Source organism: Nonomuraea polychroma (assembly GCF_004011505.1).
Lineage (GTDB): Bacteria > Actinomycetota > Actinomycetes > Streptosporangiales > Streptosporangiaceae > Nonomuraea > Nonomuraea polychroma.
Map to the genome: position 1 here is coordinate 10,630,212 of NZ_SAUN01000001.1, position 24,345 is coordinate 10,654,556.

A 24,345-nucleotide genomic window follows, 5' to 3' on the forward strand; every position below is an offset into this window, starting at 1 on the left:
GGTTCAGGACCAGTCCCAGTTCACCAGCCGCCACTGCGCGTCCCGATTGCCGGGCTGGCACCGTTCGGCGAAGACCTCCTGCCGGAAGTTGGTCCGCAGGCACATGTCTCCTGACCGTCCCTTCCACTTGATCACCAGGAAGTTCTCGCGCGAGATCCGCTGCTGATCGACCACCGTGAACGTCAGCCGCTGACGGCGATCGGAACCGCACCGGCGCATCAGCACGGCCGAGCCCTTCAACGGCCCCAGGCACAACGTCCCGTATTTGCTGCCGATCGTGCCGACATTGGCGAGCTGGGACCGGGCGATGCGCCGCCACGTATGGGTCTTGACGTCGCGCGACTGGCAGTGCCAGGACCGGGCGACCAGACCCAGCTCGCGCCGATGGGGGTCGTGGCCGAGGGTCAGGCAAAGGCCGGTGCCGACGTTCCTGACCTGGATGTCGCCCTCGGCGGCCAGCGCGGGTGAGGCCACCGGGACCGAAACGGCCCCGGTGGCGGCCGCGAGCGCCACGGACGCGATCTTCGCCGGTAAGTTCATGGGTCGGCATGTTAGCCATCCATGCCCCGGCTGTCCGGAATCGCCGATTACCCGATCGAGGGAGTCACAACTTCTCGAGCGGCGCGTACGCCAGCAGCAGTGTCTTCTCCCCGCCAGTGCCAAAGTCGATCTTGACCTTGGTCTTCTCCGCGACCCCGTCCACGGCCACCACCGTGCCCAGCCCGAACGCGTCGTGCGAGACCCGGTCCCCGGGCGCCAGCGAGGGCACCTTGCGCCCGCCACCGCTCTTCGCCGTCGCCGCCGGCCGGGCGGCGGGCTCCCGCCGGGTGGCCGCGCTCCACGCCGACTTCTCCGGATCGGTACGCCATTCGATGAGCGTGCCCGGCACCTCGTTGACGAAGCGCGAGGCGGGATTGAACGACGGCGCCCCCCACGAGCTGCGCACGGCCGCCCGCGTCAGGTAGAGCCGCTTCTGCGCCCGCGTGATCCCCACATAGGCCAGCCGCCGCTCCTCCTCCAGCTCCTTCGGCTCGCCCAGCGACCGGATGTGCGGGAAGACCCCGTCCTCCATGGCCGTCAGGAAGACCACGGGGAACTCCAGGCCCTTGGCGGTGTGCAGCGTCATCAGCGTGACGACGCCCTGCCCGCCGTCCACGTCGGGGATCTGGTCGGCGTCGGCCACCAGCGACACCTGCTCCAGGAACTCCACCAGCGTGCCCTCCGGATTGGCCTCCTCGAACTCCGAGGCCACGGAGATGAGCTCGTTGAGGTTTTCCAGCCGAGACTCGTCCTGCGGGTCCTCGGACGCCTCCAGCTCGGCGCGGTAGCCGGTGGCCACCAGCACCTCCTCGGCCAGCGCCGACGGTGGCACGCCCTCGGCCTTGGCGATCAGCTCCTCCATCATGGCGACGAACTCGCGCACGGCGTTGAGCGATCGCGTCGCCATGCCGTAGGCCTCGTCGGCCCGTCGCAGCGCGTCCCAGTAGGTGATGCCCTCGCGCGACGACAGCGCCTCGATCATCGCCTCGGCGCGCTCGCCGATGCCGCGCTTGGGCACGTTGAGAATGCGCCGCAGCGACACCACGTCGGCCGGGTTGGCCAGCACCCGCAGGTAGGCCAGCAGGTCTTTGACCTCCTTGCGCTCGTAGAAGCGCACGCCCCCGACCACCTTGTAGGGCAGTCCGGTGCGGATGAAGATCTCCTCGAACACCCGGGACGCGGCGTTGGTCCGGTAGAAGACGGCGACGTCGCTCGGCTTCACACCTTCCTCGTCGCTGAGCCGGTCGACCTCCTGGGCCACGAACATGGCCTCGTCGTGCTCGTTGTCGGCGACGTATCCGACGATCTTGGGCCCGTCGCCCTGGTCGGACCAGAGGTTCTTGGGCTTGCGCGACTCGTTGCGCGAGATCACGGCGTTGGCCGCGGCCAGGATGTTTTGCGTGGAGCGATAGTTCTGCTCCAGGAGGATGGTCCGCGCGTCCGGATAGTCGCGCTCGAACTCCAAAATGTTGCGGATGGTCGCGCCCCGGAAGGCGTAAATGGACTGGTCGGCGTCGCCCACCACGCACAACTCGGACTGGTCGGCCCCGGACCGCACCAGGTCTCCGTCCACGGTGCGCAGCTCGGGATGCCCCACGAGCTCCCTGATCAGGATGTATTGCGCGTGGTTGGTGTCCTGGTATTCGTCCACCAGCACGTGCCTGAACCGCATCCGATAGTGCTCGGCCACCTCGGGGAAGAGCTGGAACAACGTCACCGTGTTCATGATGATGTCGTCGAAGTCCATCGCGCCGGCCTCGGTCAGCTTGAGCTGATAGGCCTTGTATGCCTGCGCGAGCGTCTTCTCCAGGTGCGAGCCCGCCTTGTCCATCGCGGTCTCGTAGTCGATCAGCTCGTTCTTGAAGTTGCTGACCTGCGCCGAGAACGAGCGCGGCGGGTAGCGCTTCGGATCGAGCTCCATCTCCCTGCAGACCATCGCCATGAGCCGCTGCGAGTCGGCCTGGTCGTAGATCGAGAAGCTGGACGGGAACCCGAGCCGCTTGGCCTCCCGCCGCAGGATGCGCATGCAGGCACTGTGGAACGTCATCACCCACATGGCCTTGGACCGCGGCCCGACCAGCTTGTCGATGCGCTCCTTCATCTCCTTGGCGGCCTTGTTGGTGAAGGTGATCGCCAGGATCTCGCCCGGGTGCACCTTGCGCTCGGCCAGCAGGTAAGCGATGCGATGGGTCAGCACCCGCGTCTTTCCCGACCCCGCCCCCGCCACGATGAGCAGCGGACCGCCGTGATGGATCACGGCCTCGCGCTGCTGCGGGTTGAGACCGTCGAGCAAGGGGTGGTCAACAGAGACTTGGGTGGGCACGCGTCTAGGTTAAGACCCGCCACCGACAAACGGCGCATGGAATGCCATAGGCAGGGCTCCGGTTGTGATTCAACGGAAGGTCAAGAAGGGGGACTCATGCTGCCGGAAGCCGAGATCAACAGGGTACTTGTCGTGACCGCGCATCCCGACGACGCCGATTTCGGTTCCGCCGGGAGTGTGGCGTTGTTCGTCGACAGGGGCGTGGAGGTCACCTACCTGCTGGTCACGGACGGTGACGCGGGCGGCAACGAACGTACTCTGGACAACTCCGGCATGGCCGAGCTTCGCAGGGGCGAGCAGCGTGCCGCGGCCAAGGCCGTCGGCGTGACGGACGTACGTTTCCTCGGCTACTCGGACGGCCAGGTGGTGCCGTCCCTGGAGCTGCGGCGCGACATCGCCCGCGTGATCCGCCAGGTCAGGCCGGACCTGGTCATCACTCACCACCCGGATCGTAACTACCGGTTCATCGCCCCCAGCCACCCCGACCACCGTGCGGTCGGCGGCGCCACCCTGGACGCCGTCTACCCGGACGCCCGCAACCCCTACGCCTTCCCCGAGCTGCTGAAGGACGAGGGCCTCGAGGCGTGGACGGTGCGGGAGGTCTGGCTGAACGGCGGCCCGACCCCGAACCACTGGGTGGACATCACCGACGCCATGGACCGCAAGCTCGCGGCCTTGCAGTCGCATGTGAGCCAGGTGTCGCACGTGGAAGGGTTCGCCGAGTTCGTCAAGGGCCGCTTCGCCGCCTGGGCCGAAGAGGCCGGCTTCGGCGAGGACCGCTACGCGGAGGCCTTCCAGGTGGTCCCCACGGCGTAGGTCTTACGGGACCGAGCCCGGTGGCACCACCCAGAGCGTGGGCTGCCCGGTGACCTCGGCGATGACGTCGAAGTCGCGATCATAATGCAGGACCGTCGCCCCGTGCACCTCGGCACAGGCGGCGATCAGCAGATCATTCGGCCCGATGCCGCGGTGGTGAGAGCGCTTGACCAGCTGCATCTGCACCTCCATGGCCCGCCTCTGCACCTCCTGGTCCACGGGGAGCGAGATGCACTCGCGCTGGGCCTGCAGGATGCGCTGGTAGTGGCCGAAGTCGCGGGCGCTATAGAGCACCTCGAGGTCGATGACGCTACAGGTCGCCACGACTCGGGCCGCGTAGAGCGGATGCAGCGCCTTGGCGACCACGTCGCTGGTGCGTATGCGCGCCAGGGCGCTTTTGTCGAGCAGGTACATCAGTCCTGTTGTTGCCACGCATGCTTCATGATTTCCGGATCGAGCAGATCCGGGCTCCCCTCCGTGCGCCAGAACTCGAACGCCTCGATTGCGCTGGCCCTTTCCGCGTCCCGCTCGACGACTGCTTGGAGTGCGGCGTGAACCGTTTCCTTCATGGTCGTCGCCCCGAGTTTCCTTTGGGCGGTCTCCAGAAGCTCCTTGTCGATGTCGATTACCGTACGCATGCAACACCACCTCCGTACCTCCAGCGTATATCAGAACTCGTGATCTTGATATACGCACTCCCCGAGGCGGCACCGGCCTCGGGGAGAGCGCTCCGGGAGACCGTAAAGCATCGAGGTCAGGCGCATATGGAACGCTCCATGAAAAGGGAGAGGATCTTCATCCATAGGTGAAGAACTCTCCTTCACGGAGTGACGGCGACGCGCGGACTTACTTCTTCTTCGCGGCAATCCGGGCGAAGAGATAACCCAAAGAGTTGGTCGCCAGATGCAGCATGGCCGGGGCCAGGAGACCGTTGTGGCGGCGTAGTTCGCAGAACAGCACCCCGGCCGCCGCCGTGGACACCACGCTCCCGGCCACCACCCGCGCCATGTCCAGATGGTTAGGGGATTCGCCGGCCGTCAGGGCGCCCAGGGCCGGGTTGGCGCGGGCCATGTCCATGGCGGGCAGGATGTGCCAGAGGCCGAACAGGGCCGAGGAGACCGCTGTGGCGGCGACCGTGCCGTGCCTCTGGCGCAGCATGGCGTAGAGAGCCCCTCTGAAGCCCACCTCCTCCAGCAGCACTGTGCCCAGCGGGACCTGGAGGAGGGCCTCCTCCAGGACGCGGGCGTGGGAAAGCGACAGGGCGCGCTCGTCGTGGAAGAGCGGCCTGGTGCGGGGGTGCGATATGCCGACCGTGTAGGCGGTGGCCACCGCCGCGGCCAGGGCGCCGCCCGCGATCGCGCCGCGGCGGCCGTGCTCGAAGCCGAGCTCCTCCCACGACAGGCCGGACCTGCGGGCCATCGCCACGAGGGCGGCCGTGGCGGCGGTCGAGGTCAGGGGGCCCAGGCGGGGGGCGACCTTGTTGTTCATGAGGTTGGCGGCGGCGAGGACGGCGATCGAGCGGAGGAGCACCCTTGCAGGCTACGTCGCGCCGCACCCGGCGCGACCCACCTCACGAGAACCGCCCCCGGCCCAGACCCACGCGCGTTCCGCGCCGGGATGCCGAGCCTCAGGTCCATGCTCAAACGTCGCTCACGCCGTTCCGCAACGGCGTGAGCGGCATCCGGCCCGGGCAGAGACGGGTGAGGAACGGTCAGGAGGCGGCGGCTGAGTTGCGCCAGCCGGCTGGGAAACGACTGCGGCGGCGTTCTTCCGGGGTGAGGCCGCCCCAGATGCCCTCCGACTCACCCGCTCGTAATGCGTAGGAGCGGCACTCCTCCAGCACCTGGCAACCCGCGCAGACCGCCTTGGCGCGCGCTTCCTGCAGAGGCGAGGGGGCGAGTGGGAAGAAGAGGTCAGGGTCGCTGGATCTGCACGCCCCCCGGCGCAGCCAGCCGATCTCCTCCATTGGCATGCGTCAACGGTACGGCGTGGTCATGATCGACCACATCATCCTCTGGGTTGATCGAGGCATACACCCACGGGAGACCCTCACGACCTCAGCAGGCAGCCACTCCGTTGCGGTAACCCTTCGCGAACGCCACCTGCCGCTGCTCGGCCGTGCCGTGGGCGGCCGGGTTCAGCCAGTCGTCCGTGGGGTCGCCGGCGGCCGCCAGGCTCATCAGCAGCTCTTCCTCGTCGCCCTGCTCCGTGTTCAGGACGCCGGAGTTGACCAGGGCCGACAGAGTGCCGCCCGCGTAGCAGTCGGCCTGCAGCTCCATCTCCACGTTCAGCTCGAAGGTGGATCGCAGCTGAGCCTGGATGGAGTGGCCGAACTCATGAGGAATGATCACGTAGACCGATCCGTCGCCCATCTCGGTCCAGAGGGCCTCCATCCAATCTTGGTCGAAGGCGATGAAGTGGCCGACGGGGCAGTAGAAGGCGTTGTTCGGCACGGAGGGCTGGCCGCCGCAACTCGGCCCGGAGCTGCCGGAGTACGGGATGAAATCGGCAATGGGCCGATATGTCTCCCCTATCCGGGAGAACTGCTGTTTCCAGAACTCCTCCGTCAACGTCCGCGCCGTACGGATGTCGTCCTCGAAGGTGTCCTCACCCCGCGGATTCATGGACGGCGGGCGCACGATGCCACAGGAGGCCAGCACCAGGACGAGGAGCACGATCAGCAGCGGACGGAGGGCCACGGGCTTCACACTTCCCATAGGTGCGCGGGCTCATTCGTGTGCATACGCTCGATGTACTCGAGGGTCATGGCCCGCAGCGCCTCATGCCGGTCACCTCCTTGCGCATGAACCCGCTCCACCTGCCAGGTCGCCCCCGTACGCCCCGTCAGGCAGCGCCCCTCGATGATCGCCAGCAGCCGGTCGGCGACGGGCCCGTCGACACCCCACTTGGCCAGTCCCTCCTGCGCCATCGGCAGCAGGCGGCGCAGGATCAGCTCGGAGGCGGGCACCTCGCCCATCCCCGGCCAGTAGAGCCGCGCATCCAGCCCGTGCCGCGCCGCCGCGCTGAGATTGTCCTCCGCTGCCTGGAACGACATCCGGCTCCAGATCGGCCGCTCGGCGTCCGGCAACACGCGCATCAGCCCGTAGTAGAAGGCCGCGTTGGCCGCGACGTCGGCCACGGTGGGCCCGGCGGGCAACACGCGGTTCTCGACACGCAAGTGCGGCATGCCGTTGACCACCGCGTACACCGGCCGGTTCCATCGGTAGATGGTGCCGTTGTGCAGGGTCAGCTCGTGGAGGTTGGGGATGCGTCCCTCTTCGAGCTCAGTACGGGGATCCTCGTCCTCGCAGAGCGGCAGCAAGGCCGGGTAGTAGCTGACGTTCTCTTCGAACAGGTCGAAGACGCTCGTGATCCACCGCTCGCCGAACCACACGCGCGGCCGCACGCCCTGCGCCTTCAGCTCGGCCGGCCGTGTGTCCGTGGCCTGCTCGAACAGCGCGATCCTGGTCTCCCGGTGCAATTCCTTGCCGAACAGGTAAGGCGAGTTGGCCGCCACCGCGACCTGCGCCCCGGCGATGGCCTGGGCTGCGTTCCAGTGCGCGGCGAACGCCTCGGGGCTGACCTGCAGGTGGAGCTGCACGCTCGTGCACGCGGCCTCGGGCGCGACGCTGTCGGCGTGCGTGTCGAGACGTTCCACGCCCTCGATGCACAGGTGCAGATCCTCGCCTCGGGCGGCGAAGATCTGCTCGTTGAGCAGGCGGTAGCGGGGGTTCGAGGAGAGCGAGCCCTCGTGGACGTCCTGCTCGCGCAGCGTGGGCAGGATGCCGATCAGGACCAGGTGCCCGCCCTCGGAGCGGGCGCGCTCCTCGGCGTGGTTGAGCCGGGCCCGTACGTCGTTCTCCAGGCGGAGGGCGCCGTGCCCGGACAGCTCCTGGGGTTGGATGTTGATTTCGACGTTGAACTGGCCCAGCTCCGTGGCCCAGTCCGGCTGCTCGATGGCGGCGAGCACCTCGGCGTTGCGCATGGCCGCCTCGCCGTCCGCGTCCACGATGTTGAGCTCGATCTCCAGGCCGGCGAGCGGGCGTTCGAGCTCGAAACGGGATTCACGCAGCATCTGGGCGAAGACGTCGAGGCATCGTCGCACCTTTTCGCGATAGTTCCGCCGGTCTTCGCGGCTGAAGACCACGACCGGCACGTCCCTGCCCATATCTGGAAATGTCGCACGCCAAAGCCCCCAAGACCAGGCCACCCTCCCACCCTTCCCACCGAACCTTTACCGAAGCCGCCCCAGGCGAAGACCTTGGAAGGTTGCGGTGGCAGGGGATGTCCGTGGTTGGCGGGGCTGTCCGGATGCCCCTGGTCGGTGCTGGGCCGCCCTGCGTCCCGGATGGCGTGCCGGCCCAGCGGTGAACCACGGGCCCCGGCCAACGATGCGCGCCGTAACGGCGCTCAGCCGGTGAAGGGGTCAGAGGCCGTGTTCCTGGAGGGCCCTCAGCCGAAGTATGGCGGGTGGCGGCCCACTTGGCGGAGCCGTACAAGATGGGTGTCTTTGGAAAGCCCGGCCAGGTGAGGGGCCGGGACGGCGCGTTGGAGAGTTCGGCCGTGAGGGGCCGGGACGGCGCGTTGGAGAGTTCGGTCGTGAGGGGCCGGGACGGCGCGTTGGAGAGTTCGGCCGTGAGGGGCCGGGACGGCGCGTTGGAGAGTTCGGTCGTGAGGGGCCGGGACGGCGTGTTGGAGAGTTCGGCCGTGAGGCGCCGCAGGGACGGCGCGAAGGAGATCCGGTTAGGGTGCTGGGATGCGTGTTTTGATCAGCGGTGGGGCGGGTTATATCGGCAGCACGGTCGCCTCGGCGTGTCTGGATGCGGGGATCTCGCCCGTGATTCTCGACAGCCTCGTGACCGGGCGGCGGGAGTTCGCAGAGGGTCGGGTGTTCTATGAGGGGGATATCAGCGACGGCCTGCTGCTCGACAAGATATTTGCCGAAAATCCGGATATCGAGGCCGTCATCCACTGTGCGGCGCTCATCGTCGTGCCCGACTCGGTGGCCGATCCCGTCGGCTACTACCGCGCGAACGTGGCCAAGAGCCTGGAGTTCGTCGAGCACCTCCTCCGCAACGGCTGCACCCGGATGATCTTCAGCTCCTCCGCCTCGATCTACCGCACGGGCGAGGACCACACGGTGGACGAGGACTCCCCGCTCGACCCGATGAGCCCCTATGCCCGCACCAAGGCGGTGTGCGAGGCCATGTTCGCCGACATCGCCGCCACCCTCCCCATCAAGATCCTCTCCTTGCGCTATTTCAACCCCATCGGCGCGGACCCGGAGATGCGCACCGGCCTGCAACTGCGGCGCCCCAGCCACGCTCTCGGCAAGATGATCGAGGCGTACGAGGACGGGGTGCCCTTCCAGATCACCGGCGCCTGCTACCCGACCAGCGACGGCACCGGCATCCGCGACTACGTCCATGTCTGGGACCTGGCCGCCGCACACGTCGCCGCCCTGCGCCGGTTCGACGAACTGAAAGCAAACGTGATCAACCTGGGCACCGGCTCGGGCACCACCGTCCGCGAACTGGTCGAGGCGTTCAACCGCGTTGTCGACCGCCCGATCGAGGTCGTCGAGGCCCCCGCGCGCCCCGGCGACGTGGCCGGCGCCTACACGCGCAGCGACCGCGCCCGCCGCCTCCTCGACTGGCAGGCCCGCTACTCCGTCGAGGACGGCATCCGGCACTCGCTCGAATGGGCGCGCCTGCGCGAGTCCCGGCTCGGATAATCGTCTGGATCGGCGTCGACGAGCGGTTGCGAGCGCTTGGTGCGGTGGCGGGTCCAGCGCACGGAACAGGCGTCGACAACAGTCAGCCCTCTCCCTCCTGGCGGCGGGAGAGGGCTGGGACGGCGGGATCAGTCGCCGATGTTGCCGATCAAGCCCAAGGTCTCGGACGTCACATGGTGACGTTGCCGAACGAGTTCAGGATCTCGGACGGGTCAGCCTCTTCGCCGTCCTTGAACTTGGTGGCGACCTCCTCCGCCGGCGGCGCCTTGATCGACACGGCGGTGCCCCAGTCGGAGAACCTGGTGTCCACGCTCAAGGTGCCCTTCCCGGAGGACACGGCGGCGATCGGGAAGGTCGACACGAGGCGGGTCGGCAGACCGGCCGAGTTCAGGGTGAGCCGCCAGCTGATCGTGCTCTTCTGCTGCTTCTTGGAAGGCTTGTCCAGCGCGGTGGCGCGGTACCACGGGGACACCTTCCACAGGTCGCCCACCATGACCTTGCCGGCGTAGCCGCCGCTGACGGGCTTGGCGCCCTTGAGCAGCGTCTTGAGGGTGGCGGTCTCGGCGAGGTTCAGGGGCTGGCCGAGCGCGCCGGTGATGCCGCCGGTCGGACCCTTGGGGAACTTGAGCCAGGTCTTGCCCTCGGGCAGCAGGGTCGACCACATGCCGCCGGACACGTACGACGTCGTGCCGACGCGGATGGTGCGTTCCGGCGTGGCCAGAGCCTTGAGCAGCTCCGGGACGTCTTCCGTGTTCTCGCCCAAGTCCTTCAGCGAGATGTTGAACCTGCCGGTGATGTCCGAGGCCGCGATGCCGGACTTGCCGAACTGCAGGGTGCCGCTGCGCCGGACGAAGATCTGGCGGTCCCCGTCCGCTTCGAGGGTGGTCCGCTCGGTGAACTTCACTCCCTTGCCCGGGGCGAGCTGCTTCTTCACCGCGACGACGGGGTCCTTCGGCGCGGCGGCCATCGCCGGGGTCGCGGCGATGAGGGTGGCGGTGGTGGCTAACACCACGCCGGCGAGCATTCGCTTCATGCGGATTCCTTTGTTGAGGGGGTCTACCGGTGCTTCCCCTGAAGCTCTGGTGCCTCAGGTGGAAGCGAGGTGCGCATAAAGCCCCGGATAACCCGGGGCTCCAGGAATCCTGCCAATTAAAGATCACGGCCATATATCGGTGCTCGGGCCCCACGGCGGCGAATCGGTGCATTTCTTGTGCAGATCATCATTCGCACCCTGCCGCCGGAAGTGTGACCGGAAACCGGGACAGAAGTGGGACCGGAGGTGAGATCAGCGTCACATACTGGGAGAACCATGACCCGGTGACCTGGGCAGGTCAAGCTTGGGGCTAGGCTTCACTGGCGGAAACGCCCGGCACGCACGGGGTTGCCCGGGCCGTCGAACATCAGTCGGATAAGCAAGGACGGACCCTCGTGGACCTGTTCGAACATCAGGCGAAGGAGCTCTTCGCTGACTACGGCATCCCGGTGCCGCGCGGCATCGTCGCCCACACCGTGGAGGAGGTGCGGGCGGCCGCTGAGCAGCTGACCGGCCGCGTAGTCGTCAAGGCCCAGGTCAAGACCGGTGGCCGGGGCAAGGCCGGTGGCGTGAAGGTGGCCGGCGACGCCGCTGACGCCGTCGAGAAGGCCACCGCCATCCTGGGAATGGACATCAAGGGCCACACGGTCCACAAGGTGCTCGTGGAGGAGGCCAGCGCGATCGCGGAGGAATACTACTTCTCCTTCCTGCTCGACCGCGCGAACCGCACGTTCCTCGCGATCTGCTCCGCCGCCGGCGGTATGGACATTGAAGAAGTCGCCCACAGCGCCCCCGAGAAGGTTGCCAAGGTGCCGGTCTCGGCGCTGACCGGCATCGACCGGGCCAAGGCCCGCGAGATCGCGGTGGCCGGCGGCCTGCCGGAGAAGTCGCTCGACGGCGCCGCCGAGCTCATCGAGAAGCTCTGGTGCTGCTTCGTCGACGAGGACGCCACGCTCGTCGAGGTCAACCCCATGATCCTGTCGGCCGACGGCCAGGTGAAGGCCCTCGACGGCAAGGTCACGCTCGACGACAACGCCTCCTTCCGCCAGCAGGAGCACGAGGCGCTGGCCGACAAGGCCGCTGAGGACCCGCTCGAGGCGAAGGCCAAGGAGAAGGACCTCAACTACGTCAAGCTCGACGGCAGCGTCGGCATCATCGGCAACGGCGCGGGCCTGGTCATGTCGACCCTCGACGTCGTGGCCTACGCCGGTGAGGCGTTCCCGGGCAAGCCGTCCCCCGCCAACTTCCTCGACATCGGCGGCGGCGCCTCGGCCGAGGTCATGGCCGCCGGCCTGGAGATCATCCTCTCCGACCCCGATGTGAAGTCGATTTTCGTGAACGTCTTCGGCGGCATCACCGCCTGCGACGCCGTCGCCAACGGCATCGTCTCGGCGTTCAAGCTGCTGGAGAGCCGGGGCGAGGCCGTGACCCACCCGCTGGTGGTCCGCCTCGACGGCAACAACGCCCTGCTCGGGCGCCAGATTCTGGCCGACGCCGCGCTCCCGCGGGTCGAGCTGGTAGACACGATGGACGACGCGGCCAAGCGGGCCGCCGAGCTCGCTGCGGTAGGTGCGTAACTCATGGCCATCTGGTTGACCGAAAACAGCAAGATCATCGTTCAGGGCATGACCGGCGGCGAGGGCACCAAGCACACCCGCCGCATGCTCGCCTCCGGGGCGAAGGTCGTCGGCGGTGTCAACGCCCGCAAGGCCGGCACCGTTCACGAGGGCCTGCCCGTGTTCGGCACGGTCAAGGAGGCCATGGAGCAGACCGGCGCCGACGTGTCGGTCGTGTTCGTGCCCCCGGCGTTCACCAAGGACGCGGTCAAGGAGGCCATCGACGCCGAGATCCCGCTCTGCGTGGTGATCACCGAAGGCGTCCCGGTGCACGACAGCACCGAGTTCTGGGCCTACGCCGTCGAGAAGGGCAACAAGACCCGCATCATCGGCCCCAACTGCCCCGGCATCGCCTCCCCCGGCGCCTCCAACGCGGGCATCATCCCCGCCGACATCACCACCGCCGGCCGCATCGGCCTGGTCTCGAAGTCCGGCACGCTCACCTACCAGCTCATGTACGAGCTGCGCGACTTCGGTTTCTCGACCGCGGTCGGCATCGGTGGCGACCCCGTCATCGGCACCACGCACATCGATGCGCTCCAGGCCTTCCAGGAGGACCCGGGCACCGACGCCATCGTGATGATCGGTGAGATCGGCGGCGACGCCGAGGAGCGGGCCGCGGCCTACATCGAGCAGCACGTGACCAAGCCGGTGGTCGCTTACGTGGCCGGTTTCACCGCGCCCGAGGGCAAGACGATGGGCCACGCCGGCGCCATCGTGTCCGGCTCGGCCGGCACCGCCCAGGCCAAGAAGGAGGCCCTGGAGAAGGTGGGTGTCCGCGTCGGCAAGACCCCGTCGGAGACGGCCCGCCTGATGCGCGAGATCATGCAGTCCCGCTGACACCTGACGAAAGCCCCGTACGGCACACACCGTGCGGGGCTTTCGCCTGTGCCGGGTCGGTCCGTACGTGGCGGCCGTTCTCACGATTAACCACGGCGTCGCTCACGTTCGAAGACGGAGCCGCTCCACGCTCGACCACAGAGCCGGCCCACGTTTGCCCATGGAGCCGGCCTACGTTTGCCCATGGAGCCGGCCCACGTTTGACCATGGAGTCGGCCTACTTTCGACCACGGAGCCGGCCCACTGTGCGTCGTAACGGCGGCGCGCCACTGACCGGGTCAGAAAGCGTCTCCCTGGACAGGGGGCAACCCACGACGGCGCTTGGGGCAACCACGTCGCAGCGTAAAGGATGAAAAAGCGATTCCCCCGGCGCGTCAACCAAGTGTTGGTTGGGAAAGGTTGAGAAAATCGCCCTGTGACGGCGATCCTCGACCAACTGCGCACCGGGTCAATGCTCAGCAAGCTCCCCGGGGCGGACGACGAGACGAGGCGTCCGCTACCCGTGTCGGGGATGCTCGCCGCGGCATGCACCCTCGGCGTCGGCTTGGCCGCTCTGACCACGCTCACGCTGGTCGGCTGGATCGCCGCCCCGCGCGGCACGCTGGGCTCCGGGTTGCCGGGGGTGTTCCGTACGGCGGCGCAGCTCTGGCTGGCCGCGCACCATGCCGGGTTCGCGATCCCCGGCGGGCGGGTCGGGCTGTTGCCGCTCGGGCTGATCATCTTGCCCGCCGTGCTGCTCTACCGGGCGGGGCGCTGGATGGCACGCGATGCCGACCTGCGGCTCCGGCTGCCCGCGCGGCTGCCGAAGAACAGCCCGCGTGAGCAGGCGCAGGCCCGCCGCCGCGCCCAGCTGGTGCTGGTGGTGCAGGCGGGGGTGTCGCTGGCGGCGCCATACGCGCTGCTGGCCGGGCTGATCGCGCTCGTGGCGAGCAACGAGATCACGCAGCCGTTCATCGGTGAGGCGCTGTTCAGCCACTTCGTGCTGGCGTTCCTGGCGGGCGCGCTGGCCACCGCGCGGATGATCGGGCCCTGGCGGGTGATGCTCAAGCTGCTGCCCGAGCGGGTGCGTGCGCTGACCGTCGGCACGGCGGTGGCCACCGCGTTGTTGCTGGTGGCCGGGCTGGCACTGGTGCTGGTCGCCGTCGTGCTGAACTTCGACCAGGTCACGGAGTTGTCCAGCGTCCTGTCGCCCGGGTTCGTGGGCGGGGTGCTGCTGGTGCTGCTCCAGCTGCTCTACCTGCTCAACGTCGTCATCTGGGCGTCTTCTTACATCGCGGGGCCGGGGTTCGCGATCGGCGCGGACACCCTGGTCGCGCCTACCGGCGTGCAGCTCGGCACGGTGCCGAGCCTGCCGTTGCTGGGCGCGTTGCCGGAGAGCGGGCCGGTGTCGGCGTGGATGATGGCGGTGATCGCGCTGCCGTTCGCGGCGGGGGCCGTGGCGGGGGTGATGGTGGCCAGGATCGCGCCGTCGCCGTCGTACGAGGCGGCGCCGCTCTGGGGATTCCTCACCGGGGTGTCCACCGGGGTCGTGGCGGGGGCGCTGGCGGCCCTGTCCGGCGGGCCCATCGGCGGCGGGCGGCTGGCGGCGGTGGGGCCCTCGCCCTGGGAGGTCGCGTTGTCGGTCGCGCTCGAGGTCGGCGTCGCCGCCGGCATCTCCGCGGGCGTGACGAACCTGCTGCTGATCAACAAGCGGGCCCGCGCGCCGCTCGACAAGGCGGCCGCCCCGGTACGCAAGGCGGGTGCGGCGATCGCCAAGGCGGCGAGCAAGGTGGGGCTGGCCGAGTCGGACCCGCGTCCGCTGCCGGGCCACTGGATGGACGCCACCGAGGCCGACACCCAGGAGATCCCGGTCATCAGGGACGACTGGCAGGACGAGCACGCCTCGGCGGCGGCCGAGACGCAGGCCCAGGCGCGGCCACCCCGCCCGGCGGAGGCGCGCCCGCCGCGCAACGACATCGTCGACGAGTCCGACGACCGGGGCGGCCACGTCATTTATCTCGATCCCTATGCTTGGGACAAGGACTGATTTTTTTCTTTTTCTTTACGCTGCGACGTGGTTGCCCCAAGCGCCGTCGTGGGTTGCCCTCTGTCCAGGGAGACGCTTTCTGACCCGGTCAGTGGCGCGCCGCCGTTACGACGCACAGTGGGCCGGCTCCGTGGTCAATCGTGGGCCGACTCGGTGGTCGAACGTGGGCCGACTCCATGGTGGCCCTTGGGATGCGTCCAAGGGCGCGAGAGGATGCGGCCGCCAGTGGTGCCGAGCGGCGACTCCCGAGGAAACCGACCGTGAGCCGGGTCAGGGTTGCATGGCGCCCAGGAGTTCGAGGACGTCCGGTGGGAGTTTGCGTTCGGCCGCGTCTCTGAACTGGGTGAAGCACTCGCCCTGAGAGGACACCGTGCCGGCGCCCTTCATGCACTCCTGGTAGGCGGCGTATTCATCCATCAGATACAGCTGCATCCCCGTGGCCATGGCTGACAACGCCAGTGCGATCGAGGAGATGGTGATGCCACCCACGGCTATCCCCGTGGGTTTGCCCGCGCCTTTCAGCAGCGGCAGCGCACGGATCCCGGCCGCCAGCGCGAACAGCGCCATGACCAGGCCGGCGAGCGGCAACATGAACGTCATGGCCAGCGCTGCGATGGACAACCAAATCGCTCGGCGACCCGCCGATTCGGCGGGCTGCTGGCCTGCCGGTGCCTGCACCGGTGTCGACACCTGACCTCCTCTGCGTCGCCGGACAAGGAACAGATACCCTGGCAGCCCACCCTGTTTTCCTCTTGGAGAGTGTGCGTGTCTAAGGCTGGGCGGCTCGTCGTCCTCGTCTCCGGCTCTGGAACCAACCTACAGGCCCTGCTGGACGCTTCTGCCGACCCGTCGTACGGGGCTCGCGTGGTAGCGGTCGGCGCGGACAGGGAGGGGATAGAAGGGCTGGTCCGGGCCACCAAGGCAGGCGTCCCGACTTTTGTCGAAAAACTGGGCGATTATCCGACAAGAGCGGATTGGGACCGCGCGATCGCGGCCAAGATCGCATCGTACGAGCCCGACCTGGTGGTGTCGGCGGGCTTCATGAAGATTTTGGGTGCGCCGACGCTCGACGCCTTCCCCGTGCTCAACACCCACCCGGCCCTGCTGCCGTCGTTCCCCGGCGCGCACGGCGTACGCGACGCGCTGGCCCACGGGGTCAAGGTCACCGGCTGCACCGTGATGCTTGCCGACGAGGGGATCGACACCGGCCCCATCGTCGCCCAGGAGGCGGTGCCCGTGCTTCCGGACGACGACGAGGAGACTCTGCACGAGCGCATCAAGACCGTCGAGCGCCGCCTGCTCGTCGAGATCGTCGGCCGGATGGCCCGCGAGGGCTGGACGGCCAGCGGGCGTCATGTCCGCATCGGGAACCAATCAGAAGGGGAATCCACGTGACTCGCATCGCCATCCGGCGCGCGCTGATCGCCGTTTACGACAAGTCCGGGCTCGAGGAGCTGGCCAGGGCACTTGACGGCGCGGGTGTGGAGATCGTGTCGACCGGCGGCACGGCCGCCGCGATCTCGTCGTACGGGATCCCGGTGACGAAGGTCGAGCAGCTGACAGGGTTCCCCGAGTGCCTCGACGGGCGGGTCAAGACGTTGCACCCGCGCGTGCACGCCGGGCTGCTGGCCGACGTCACCAAGCCGCACCACGTGTCCCAGCTGGAGGAGCTGGAGATCGACCCGTTCCAGCTGGTCGTGGTCAACCTCTATCCGTTCCAGCAGACGGTGGCCTCCGGCGCGTCCGACGAGGAATGCGTCGAGCAGATCGACATCGGTGGGCCCGCCATGATCCGCGGCGCCGCCAAGAATCACAACACCTGCGCCGTCGTGGTCGACCCCGGCTACTACGGCGACGTGCTCACCGCGCTGGCCGAGGGCGGGTTCACGCTGACCGAGCGGCGCCGGCTCGCGGGCATCGCGTACGCGCACACGGCCTCGTACGACGTGGCCGTCGCCAACTGGTTCGCGGGCACGTACGGGGAGGACGAGCTCCCGGCCTTCACCGGGGCGGCGTATGAGCGCAAGGCGACGCTCCGCTACGGCGAGAACCCGCACCAGCGTGCCGCGCTCTACACGGCCGGCGGCGGCGGACTGGCCAACGCCGAGCAGCTGCACGGCAAGGAGATGTCCTACAACAACTACCTCGACGCCGACGCGGCCTGGCGGGCCGCGTGGGACTTCTCCGATCCCTGCGTGGCCATCATCAAGCACCAAAATCCGTGCGGCATCGCGATCGGCTCCGACGTGGCCGACGCGCACCGCAAGGCTCACGCCTGCGACCCGGTGTCGGCATTCGGCGGGGTGATCGCCGTCAACCGGCCCGTCACGGTGGAGCTGGCCAGGCAGATCGCGGATGTGTTCACCGAGGTCGTCATCGCGCCCGCCTTCGACGCGGAGGCGCTTGAGGTGCTGCGCGAGAAGAAGAACCTGCGGCTGCTGGTGTGCGCCGAGGGGCCTGCGCAGCCGACGGAATTCCGCAAGATCGATGGCGGGCTCCTGGTGCAGACGGTCGACCGGGTGGACGCGCCCGGCGACACTCCCTCGCAGTGGGAGCTCAAGACCGGCGAGCCCGCCTCGCCCGAGGTGCTGGCCGACCTGGAGTTCGCCTGGCGCGCCTGCCGCTCGGTGAAGTCGAACGCCATCCTTCTCGCCAGCGACGGCGCCACCGTGGGCGTGGGCATGGGGCAGGTCAACCGGGTGGACTCCTGCCGCCTGGCGGTCACCAGGGCCGGGGAGCGTGCGCCCGGCTCGGTCGCGGCCTCTGACGCCTTCTTCCCGTTCCCGGATGCTTTGGAGGTGCTCGCGGAGGCGGGCGTGAAGGCGATCGTCGAGCCCGGCGGCTCCATCCGGGACGACCTGGTCGTCGAGGCCGCGGAGAAGGCCGGGATCACCCTCTACTTCACCGGCACCCGGCACTTCTTCCACTGATCATCCACTAAAGGGCGGCATGACCATCATGCCGCCCTTTAGTGCGTTTTGGAGGCGAGCACTGGCTATGTCCGGTTAGCCTGAGTGCCTCCCCGCTTAGTCCAGCACACGGAGTCTCCCTTGCTCGAAGCGATCCTGCAGGCCTTCGTCACCATGAACGGCTTCGCCACCAGCCCTGTCGTGCTTCTGGTGCTCGCCTTCGTCGGCGCCTACCTCGGCAGCCGAGTAGTCGAGGTCATCCCGTTCACCCGCCGGATCATCGAGCGCCGCGAGGCCCAGGCCGTCGAACGCGACTAGCGCGGCCGCGATCCGCCGGCGTCGTAGGCCAGCTTGGCGGCGCCGGCCAGGCTGGCGCGAACGCCCAGGGTGCTCTGCCTGACCTGGACGGCCCGTACGAAGGGCAGGCCGGCGACGTCGTCGAGCGCCCGTTCCAAGGGCTCGAACAGCACCTGGCCAGCCGCCGACACGCCGCCTCCCACGACCACCGTCGTGACCTCGGCTGCGGCCGCGACTGACGCGATCATGCCGGCCAGTGCCCTGGCCCCGCGCTCGAACGCCGCCACCGCGACCGGGTCGCCGGCCGCGGCATCCCGCGCCAGCGCCCGCCCATCCGGCTGCTCTCCGGTACGGAGCATCGTGACATCGGGCGCGGCGAGATCGGCCGCGTGACGGGTGGAACCGGCTTCCTGGCCGGCGGCAGGTGACCAGCCGTTGTCCAGGGCCCACTGGACCATGTTGGGGCCGCTGGAGTAGCGCTCCACGCATCCTCGGCCGCCGCATTCGCAGCGTTCGCCGTAAGGGTCGATGCTCATGTGCCCGACATGTCCGGCGTTGCCGGTGGGACCGAGGAGCGGGGCGCCGTCGATCACGAGGCCGCCGCCGATGCCCGTGGACACCACGATCCCGAGCAACGACGCGCTGCCGCGTCCCGCCCCCAGCCAGTGCTCGCCGAGCGCGAAACATTGGGCGTCGCCCGCCAGCACGGTGGGCAGTCCCGTCAGCTTCTGAACCTCCTCCCGCAGCGGGAACCCACGCCAACTGGGCATGTTGACCGGGCTCACGGTGCCGGTGGCGAGATCCACCGGACCGGCGCAGCCGATACCGACCGCCAGCGCCGGTGGGCCGTTCGCGGTCACCTCCTCGATGAGAGCCGCCAGGGCGGACATGACGTCCGTACGCGGCGTGGGCCGGGTAGCGGAGCACAATACGGAACCCGCCTCGTCCACCAGTGCGGCGGCGAGCTTGGTTCCTCCGATGTCAATGGCAAGTACGCAGGTCATCAATGTTTGTGGTTGTTGTCGGGCTGGCGAGGGTCGCCAGGATGTTCCAGTCCGGGCACTAGCGTGACCTTCTCGGCACGCAGCTCATCGAGCCGGCGCGCGAAGGCCCTTCGCCGCGCGGCCTCCAGCAAACGATCCGCCGGGAGGGCGGTGGCGCCGTGGCGGCGTGGAGAGTCGGCGGATCCTGATGGGGAGATTCCTTGCTCTGACGTCAGGGCTGCTCCTTGTCCGTGTGAGGAGGGTGTGGCGGGGTGATCCGGGCTCGGGTCTGCCGCCGGGACGGCTATGGCCAGGTGCCAGCCCAGGGTGTCTTTGACCGGTCCGGCGAGCGTGCCGTACGGCCGGTGCTTGATTGCCTCGGCGATCGCGGCCGGCAGCGAGTCGAGCTCCACGGCGCCCAGGGGTTCGAGGTCGTCGGGTCCGGCCTGCTCGGCGCTCGTGCGGTCGGCGAACAGGCCGTGGCGGACAACGTGCCTGGGGGAGCGTTCGGGTGAGGCGTGGGCGCGCCACTCCGGTGGGATCTCCGTCGCGGCGGTGACGTGCTCGAACAGGGCACGCACCCACGGGCTGCCGTGGTAGGCGGCGGCGTTGATCGAGCCCAGCTCGACGGCCGCCACACGATCGAGCAACGCCGGCCCCGACGGCGAGCCCTCCACAGGAGCCAGGCCCAAAGCTCTGGCGGCGGTCTCGCACAGGGCTTCGGTGAGGATGACCTGGGTCAGCCACCGGGCCAGCTGGCGGTCTTCGGAGCTGCCGGGCACGGGCAAGGCCGCGCTGAGCGGGCCGTTGCGCAGGTCGGCGAGGCGCCGGTCGAGGCGCTGGCGTGGGATCGGACGGTCCTCGATCCAGCCGATGAGGCCACCGCCGGCAGTGGGTGGCTGCGCTGGGTGGTGATGGACGTGGCTGCTCATGGGGTCGCCTCCCAGCGGTGGCGCTGGGCGGCCATTGGGCCACCTCCCGGAGGCGTCACCGGGTCACCTCCAGGCGGATCGCCGGGGTGTATTGGCAGCGGCCGTACCACATCACCTTGGCGAGCGCCCAGGCGTGGCCGGCCGGCGCGTCCTCGGGCACGTCCACCGGGAACGACACCTCTGCTGTTTCGCCTGCCGCCACGGTGAAGCCCTGGATGACCTCGGGGAGCAGGGCCCAGGTGCCCCAGGGCGAGGCCAGCTGGGACTCGCCGCGGATCTCGTCGGCCGTGGTGTTGGTGAGCCGCAGGACCAGGGCGGTGCGGTCGCCAGGACGGAGGGAGAGGGCGTCCGTGGCAGGGATGATCGACAGGCCGGTGGGGCGGGCCTCGGGCGACGAGGTGCCCTTGACGGCGGTGCCCGAGGCCGGGGGTGGGCCTGAGACGGGGAGTTCGGGGATGTCGTCGCCCACGGCCACGGTGGTGACGTCCTCGATGAGCTGACCGCCGGCGAAGGTGCGGGCGGAGACGAAGTACAGGCCCGTGCCCTGCGGGGGAGGCGTCACGGTGACCGGGAAGCGTACGTGGCCGCCGGGAGGCAGGCGGACGGGGCGCCGGGCCGGGGTGGCGGTCCAGCCTTCGGGAACACGCAGGTCGACCATGCCCTCATGGGGCTCGTCGGTCAGGTGGGAGGAGACCACCACCTCCACCTCGAAGGGGCCCTCCGCCGACGTGACCAGGCCCGGGCTGATGGCGATGGAGATCGGCAGGAAGCCGAGCGGCGCCGGGCCCTTGTTGTGGAGCCAGTAGCGGCTGTAGACGGGTTGGGCCTGCTCGGTCGTGGGGCCGAGCTCGGGTTCCTCCGGCGAGGGCGGGGCCGGGGCCAGGTAGGTGGCGACCTCGAAGCCGGTCAGGTTGAGGTCGGAGACCGGGGTGCCGGGGCGTTCCAGCAGATCTGAATGGGTGAGGTCGTCCAGCGGAAGGATCGGGGAGCCGATCGTGACCCGGGACCCCAACCCGGTGGATTCGATCAGGCGGATCGTCAGGCCATGGTCGCGCTCGGTCGTCCGGCCGTGGGCGTGGGGGTTGCCGGTCGCCTTGATGGTGCTCAGGAGCACGTCGCGGGGCGGGGAGAGGGTGAGGAGTGAGTGGGTCGGCGCGAGATCGCCGTCCTGGGCGTTCAGCGTGCGGGTCAGGAACGGAGTGATGTGGTCCTGGGCTGCGGCGGGGAGGCGCAGGGCACGCCAGTCGCCCTGGCCGGCGACCAGTGCGTAGGAGAACTCGTGCGTCCAGTGCTGGAGCTGGAAGCCTGAGCCGTCCGGGGTCGTGCGGTGGGGCGGATCCAGCCAGATGCCCGAGGGCCAGCCCGTGCAGGAACGCATCAGCGACAGGTGCAGCGCCCCGTCCGGGTCGACGGCGAAGCCGGGCAGGCCGTAGGCCAGCAGCGCGACCGTACGGTCCTCCAGGCGCTCCGCCCCCAGCGGGCACGCGGCCTCGATGGTGGCGTCGGCCAGGTCGGCCACCAGGTCCGCGACCGGTCCGGCGACGATCAGGGCGGGCAGGGCGCGGAGGTCGCGCAGGTCGGCGCTCGGCTGCCACACCTCCGGGAGCGGACGCTCGGCGGGCACCCACACGCGGGGCGCACCCGACTTCAGGGCTTCCAGGTAGGCCGGGTCGGCCTCGGCGAGCACGTCGGCGGCCACGGGGTTGATGTCGGGGCCGCCCACGACGATGCGTACGTCGGGCAGGTTGGAGTCGACGTCCAGCCAGCCGTATCTGGTGCCCGAGGCGGAGGACGTGGTGGCGGTCACGCCGGCGCGGGCCAGCGCCACCACCAGGTCGCGTGCCTCCGGGGCGTCGGCCGGCGTCGGCACCACGACCTCGGCCACCCCCAGCGCCCGGGCGCCCGCCTCGCCCAGATCGACCTTGGCGGTGGTGGACAGGCCGAACCAGGTGTTGGCCGGGTTGTCGAGCGTCCACGGATGCTCGGCCGTGTCCACGTCGGGGAGCGCGAAACCGCGGCCCACCACGGCCCCCGACACGTCCGACACGGGCAGCGCGCCTTCGACGCGGGCGGGGAAACGGACGCGCAGCAGACGGTCGGCGCCCGTGTGGTCGAGCACGCGGGTGGTGAAGTCGATCCGGTCGGAGCCGGACACGAGGGTCACGATCTGCTCGTAGGAGATCTCGCCCACCTGGCCCGTCACGATGAGGCGCTGTCCGATCGGGCTCGTCTCCGCGCGGGCGGTCAGTGCCCGGGACTCGCCCGACCCCGTGGCCTCGCCGGTGGGGATGAGGTGCCAGGGGCCCTCGCCCATGTCCGGGTGTTGCGGGTATTCGTGGTAGAGGCGTAGCTCGTTGCCGAGCCCGGAGAGAAGCTCCTGGCCCGAGGCCAGGTCGACGATCGAGGTGAGGCCACCGCCGCGGGAAGGGTCCGCGGTGATGCGCCAGCGGTCGTTTTCCATGGTGATGACGCCGGACGCGGACGCGGGCGCGGGTTGCCAGGTGGCGGGGGATCCGGGAACCACCCGGTGCGTGCGCCAGCCCATCGAGGGGATGTCGCGGGCCAGGAAGGTCAGCGTGCCGTCCTCCACCACGGCGGCCACGCCGGCGAGCGTGTGGCCGGCGGGCAGCCGCACCCGCGCCAGCCCGTCGCGGGCGAAGGGCAGCGTGTTCGTGACCACGACGCTCGCGGTCTCCACCGCGATCCGGCCGGTCAGGGCGTCGAGTGCGGTGTCCCTGGCGGTCGTGGCCAGGTCGTAGGCCTCCCGCCAGCCGGTCAGCAGGTCGATGTAGACCTGGTCGGACTCCGAACCCGTGATCGCGTCGTGGTGCGCGCCGTAGGCCAGCTGCCGCCACACCTTGTCGAGTGCCGTGTGCGGATAACGGCCGAGGCCGAGCACGGCGGCGAACGCCGACAGCCGCTCCGCGTCGAGCGCGGCGACCTCGGCGGCACGCTGGGCCTGCTTGGTGTCGATGTAGGAGACGTCTTTGCCGGTGTAGATGGGGTTCATGTCGCGGGTTTGAGGGCTGAAACGCGACATGTCAGCACGAACGGCGTTGAGGAAGTCCCGTGGGGTGGCGCACACGAACCTCGGCCACACGTAGCGGTCCGCCCACGTGCGGTGGATGTCGGTGACCCACTTGTTGGGCGGCGTGTAGTCGGTGCCCACGGGGAGCAGGATGTTTTTCGTCGCGGCCACGGGCTTGAGCGCCCGGTAGAGGTCATGGACCGCCTGGCAGGCATCCTCCAGCGTGGGCGTGGAGTCCATCCACCAGCCCGCCGAGTAGTGGGCGGGCATGTAGTGGGTGAGCACGCCCTGCCCGGACGGCGAGATCCACTCGAACTCGCTCGGGAACTGCATCATGGTCGCGTCGTTCTTGGCCTGCTGGAAGTTCTTGTGGATCGGCCCCCACTGGTGGAACGGCCCGCGCGCCCACGCGCTGCCGGTCAGCCCGGCGGCCGCGAGATAGCCGGGGAACTGCGGGTCGTGCCCGAACACGTCCAGCTGCCACGCCGTACGCGGATCGCCGCCCAGGATGTCGCGCTGGTATCCGATGCCGTAGACGAGGTTGCGGATCGTGCTCTCGGCGCCGGTCAGGTTGGTGTTGGGCTCGTTGTAAGTCCCGCCGATCAGCTCGACCCGGCCCTCGGCCATGAGGGCGCGCAGATCGGCCCGTCGCTCGGGATGGGTGTCGAAGAACGGCTTGAGATAGTCGACCTCGGCCAGCACGAAGCGGTAGTCAGGGTCCCGCAGCGCCAGCTCGATGTGCGCCTCGACCAGCGCGAACGCGTTTCGCTCCCAGAGCGGCCTGGTGGTGGCGTCGCCGGAGAGCAGCTCCCATGGGCTGGTGTAGGCCGCCTGGGTGTTCCACCACACGGGGTCGTAGTGGAAGTGGGACACCATGTGCATCGTCCAGCCCGGCTCCTCGGCCGTGACCGTGACCTCCAGGGACTCCTCGCCCAGCATCACCACGCACGGCAGAGCGGCGCCGGGCGGCGCCGTCAGGACCAGGGGAATCTCCAGGGCGCCGGAGGCGGTGGCGGGCACGGTCACCGGCTCGGCCAGTCGCACGCCCTCGCCACGCAGCTCCAGGGGGGTGTCCTGCTCTCCCTGGGCGACGGTGACGCGTAGCACCTGGTGCGGCTCGCCCGGGGAACCTACGAACAGGTCGGTCGACTCGGCGGACAGCAGGCGGACAGGCAAGGGGAGACCTCCGTGAGGAGCAGCATGATGCCGGCGCCCGTAACACTAGGCCCTTCGGAGATCAATGACAACGATGTCAAGGATGGTCTGTG

General features: G+C 69.2%; 21 protein-coding genes. 8 read left to right on the forward strand and 13 right to left on the reverse strand.

Annotated elements, in window-relative coordinates:
* Positions 1-3 precede the first annotated feature (3 nt).
* Both EDD27_RS49700 and pcrA read right to left on the reverse strand, forming a co-directional pair.
* The gene (locus EDD27_RS49700) at positions 4-540 is read right to left on the reverse strand and encodes a hypothetical protein (protein WP_127939692.1); all 537 of its coding nucleotides are present in this window, start codon (positions 538-540) and stop codon (positions 4-6) included.
* Positions 541-604: 64 nt separating this feature from the next.
* Positions 605-2,863: an ATP-dependent DNA helicase gene (pcrA, locus tag EDD27_RS49705; RefSeq protein WP_479680938.1), complete on the reverse strand. Its 2,259-nt coding sequence runs from the start codon at positions 2,861-2,863 to the stop codon at positions 605-607.
* A 96-nt stretch (positions 2,864-2,959) separates the two neighbouring features.
* On the opposite strand from pcrA, the gene EDD27_RS49710 reads away from it, so the two are divergent.
* Positions 2,960-3,679, forward strand: a complete 720-nt coding sequence (locus tag EDD27_RS49710; RefSeq protein ID WP_127939693.1) for a PIG-L deacetylase family protein — start codon at positions 2,960-2,962, stop codon at positions 3,677-3,679.
* A gap of 3 nt (positions 3,680-3,682) precedes the next feature.
* Here the strand turns inward: EDD27_RS49710 and EDD27_RS49715 are convergent, their stop codons facing one another.
* The 6 genes from EDD27_RS49715 to EDD27_RS49740 form a co-directional block, all read right to left on the reverse strand.
* Complete coding sequence (locus tag EDD27_RS49715; protein WP_127939694.1) at positions 3,683-4,111, reverse strand: PIN domain nuclease; 429 nt, start codon at positions 4,109-4,111, stop codon at positions 3,683-3,685.
* Entirely contained in the window at positions 4,093-4,317 is a 225-nt protein-coding gene (locus EDD27_RS49720; RefSeq protein WP_127939695.1) for a type II toxin-antitoxin system VapB family antitoxin, read from the reverse strand. Before EDD27_RS49720 ends, EDD27_RS49715 begins: the two co-directional genes overlap by 19 nt.
* A gap of 208 nt (positions 4,318-4,525) precedes the next feature.
* Positions 4,526-5,209: a CPBP family intramembrane glutamic endopeptidase gene (locus EDD27_RS49725; RefSeq protein WP_127939696.1), complete on the reverse strand. Its 684-nt coding sequence runs from the start codon at positions 5,207-5,209 to the stop codon at positions 4,526-4,528.
* A 181-nt stretch (positions 5,210-5,390) separates the two neighbouring features.
* A complete protein-coding gene (locus EDD27_RS49730) occupies positions 5,391-5,651 on the reverse strand; it encodes a WhiB family transcriptional regulator (protein ID WP_127939697.1) in 261 nt (86 codons plus the stop codon).
* Positions 5,652-5,736: 85 nt separating this feature from the next.
* Complete coding sequence (locus tag EDD27_RS49735; protein ID WP_127939698.1) at positions 5,737-6,396, reverse strand: neutral zinc metallopeptidase; 660 nt, start codon at positions 6,394-6,396, stop codon at positions 5,737-5,739.
* On the reverse strand, positions 6,384-7,847 hold the full coding sequence (locus EDD27_RS49740) for a glutamate-cysteine ligase family protein (protein ID WP_127939699.1): 1,464 nt from the start codon (positions 7,845-7,847) through the stop codon (positions 6,384-6,386). Before EDD27_RS49740 ends, EDD27_RS49735 begins: the two co-directional genes overlap by 13 nt.
* 588 nt (positions 7,848-8,435) lie before the next feature.
* Here EDD27_RS49740 and galE point away from each other — a divergent pair.
* Positions 8,436-9,413: a UDP-glucose 4-epimerase GalE gene (gene galE, locus EDD27_RS49745; protein ID WP_127939700.1), complete on the forward strand. Its 978-nt coding sequence runs from the start codon at positions 8,436-8,438 to the stop codon at positions 9,411-9,413.
* Positions 9,414-9,582: 169 nt separating this feature from the next.
* Here galE and EDD27_RS49750 read toward each other — a convergent pair whose 3' ends face one another.
* Positions 9,583-10,446 carry a hypothetical protein gene (locus tag EDD27_RS49750; RefSeq protein ID WP_127939701.1) on the reverse strand — a complete coding sequence of 288 codons (864 nt, stop codon included), beginning with the start codon at positions 10,444-10,446 and terminating at the stop codon, positions 9,583-9,585.
* 395 nt (positions 10,447-10,841) lie between these two features.
* Here EDD27_RS49750 and sucC point away from each other — a divergent pair, with 395 nt between their 5' ends.
* The 3 genes from sucC (at position 10,842) to EDD27_RS49765 (ending at position 14,928) form a co-directional block, all read left to right on the forward strand.
* The gene (gene sucC / locus EDD27_RS49755) at positions 10,842-12,023 is read left to right on the forward strand and encodes an ADP-forming succinate--CoA ligase subunit beta (RefSeq protein ID WP_127939702.1); all 1,182 of its coding nucleotides are present in this window, start codon (positions 10,842-10,844) and stop codon (positions 12,021-12,023) included.
* Positions 12,024-12,026: 3 nt separating this feature from the next.
* Complete coding sequence (gene sucD, locus EDD27_RS49760; protein WP_127939703.1) at positions 12,027-12,902, forward strand: succinate--CoA ligase subunit alpha; 876 nt, start codon at positions 12,027-12,029, stop codon at positions 12,900-12,902.
* Between the two features lie 415 nt (positions 12,903-13,317).
* Positions 13,318-14,928: a cell division protein PerM gene (locus EDD27_RS49765; protein WP_127939704.1), complete on the forward strand. Its 1,611-nt coding sequence runs from the start codon at positions 13,318-13,320 to the stop codon at positions 14,926-14,928.
* 270 nt (positions 14,929-15,198) lie between these two features.
* On the opposite strand, the gene EDD27_RS49770 is transcribed toward EDD27_RS49765, so the two are convergent.
* Positions 15,199-15,618 carry a hypothetical protein gene (locus EDD27_RS49770; protein WP_241564659.1) on the reverse strand — a complete coding sequence of 140 codons (420 nt, stop codon included), beginning with the start codon at positions 15,616-15,618 and terminating at the stop codon, positions 15,199-15,201.
* A 75-nt stretch (positions 15,619-15,693) separates the two neighbouring features.
* On the opposite strand from EDD27_RS49770, the gene purN reads away from it, so the two are divergent.
* The 3 genes from purN (at position 15,694) to EDD27_RS55145 (ending at position 18,155) form a co-directional block, all read left to right on the forward strand.
* Positions 15,694-16,323, forward strand: a complete 630-nt coding sequence (gene purN / locus EDD27_RS49775) for a phosphoribosylglycinamide formyltransferase (RefSeq protein WP_127939705.1) — start codon at positions 15,694-15,696, stop codon at positions 16,321-16,323.
* Positions 16,320-17,858, forward strand: coding sequence for a bifunctional phosphoribosylaminoimidazolecarboxamide formyltransferase/IMP cyclohydrolase (gene purH / locus EDD27_RS49780; RefSeq protein ID WP_127939706.1), 1,539 nt, complete (start codon positions 16,320-16,322; stop codon positions 17,856-17,858). Before purN ends, purH begins: the two co-directional genes overlap by 4 nt.
* A gap of 120 nt (positions 17,859-17,978) precedes the next feature.
* Positions 17,979-18,155, forward strand: a complete 177-nt coding sequence (locus EDD27_RS55145) for a hypothetical protein (RefSeq protein WP_164904145.1) — start codon at positions 17,979-17,981, stop codon at positions 18,153-18,155.
* Here the strand turns inward: EDD27_RS55145 and EDD27_RS49785 are convergent.
* Genes EDD27_RS49785 through EDD27_RS49795 form a run of 3 tightly spaced genes read right to left on the reverse strand, consistent with a single transcriptional unit; the run spans position 18,152 to position 24,253 of the window.
* Positions 18,152-19,138: an ROK family protein gene (locus EDD27_RS49785; protein WP_127939707.1), complete on the reverse strand. Its 987-nt coding sequence runs from the start codon at positions 19,136-19,138 to the stop codon at positions 18,152-18,154. The genes EDD27_RS55145 and EDD27_RS49785 overlap by 4 nt on opposite strands.
* Positions 19,138-20,049 (reverse strand): DUF7158 domain-containing protein, encoded by a 912-nt coding sequence (locus EDD27_RS49790; protein WP_127939708.1) that lies wholly within the window; start codon positions 20,047-20,049, stop codon positions 19,138-19,140. The genes EDD27_RS49785 and EDD27_RS49790 overlap by 1 nt, the downstream gene beginning before the upstream one ends.
* Positions 20,050-20,104: 55 nt before the next feature.
* On the reverse strand, positions 20,105-24,253 hold the full coding sequence (locus EDD27_RS49795) for a glycoside hydrolase family 38 N-terminal domain-containing protein (protein WP_127939709.1): 4,149 nt from the start codon (positions 24,251-24,253) through the stop codon (positions 20,105-20,107).
* Positions 24,254-24,345: the final 92 nt, after the last annotated feature.

Excerpts from the sequence above, each read along its gene's own strand:
- EDD27_RS49710 (WP_127939693.1), top strand. The coding sequence starts at position 2,960 with ATGCTGCCGGAAGCCGAGATCAACAGGGTACTTGTCGTGACCGCGCAT.
- EDD27_RS49750 (WP_127939701.1), bottom strand. The coding sequence starts at position 10,446 with ATGAAGCGAATGCTCGCCGGCGTGGTGTTAGCCACCACCGCCACCCTC.
- EDD27_RS49740 (WP_127939699.1), bottom strand. The coding sequence starts at position 7,847 with ATGGGCAGGGACGTGCCGGTCGTGGTCTTCAGCCGCGAAGACCGGCGG.
- galE (WP_127939700.1), top strand. The coding sequence starts at position 8,436 with ATGCGTGTTTTGATCAGCGGTGGGGCGGGTTATATCGGCAGCACGGTC.
- EDD27_RS49790 (WP_127939708.1), bottom strand. The coding sequence starts at position 20,049 with ATGAGCAGCCACGTCCATCACCACCCAGCGCAGCCACCCACTGCCGGC.
- EDD27_RS49700 (WP_127939692.1), bottom strand. The coding sequence starts at position 540 with ATGAACTTACCGGCGAAGATCGCGTCCGTGGCGCTCGCGGCCGCCACC.
- sucD (WP_127939703.1), top strand. The coding sequence starts at position 12,027 with ATGGCCATCTGGTTGACCGAAAACAGCAAGATCATCGTTCAGGGCATG.
- EDD27_RS49735 (WP_127939698.1), bottom strand. The coding sequence starts at position 6,396 with ATGGGAAGTGTGAAGCCCGTGGCCCTCCGTCCGCTGCTGATCGTGCTC.
- EDD27_RS49720 (WP_127939695.1), bottom strand. The coding sequence starts at position 4,317 with ATGCGTACGGTAATCGACATCGACAAGGAGCTTCTGGAGACCGCCCAA.
- EDD27_RS49785 (WP_127939707.1), bottom strand. The coding sequence starts at position 19,138 with ATGACCTGCGTACTTGCCATTGACATCGGAGGAACCAAGCTCGCCGCC.
- EDD27_RS49730 (WP_127939697.1), bottom strand. The coding sequence starts at position 5,651 with ATGCCAATGGAGGAGATCGGCTGGCTGCGCCGGGGGGCGTGCAGATCC.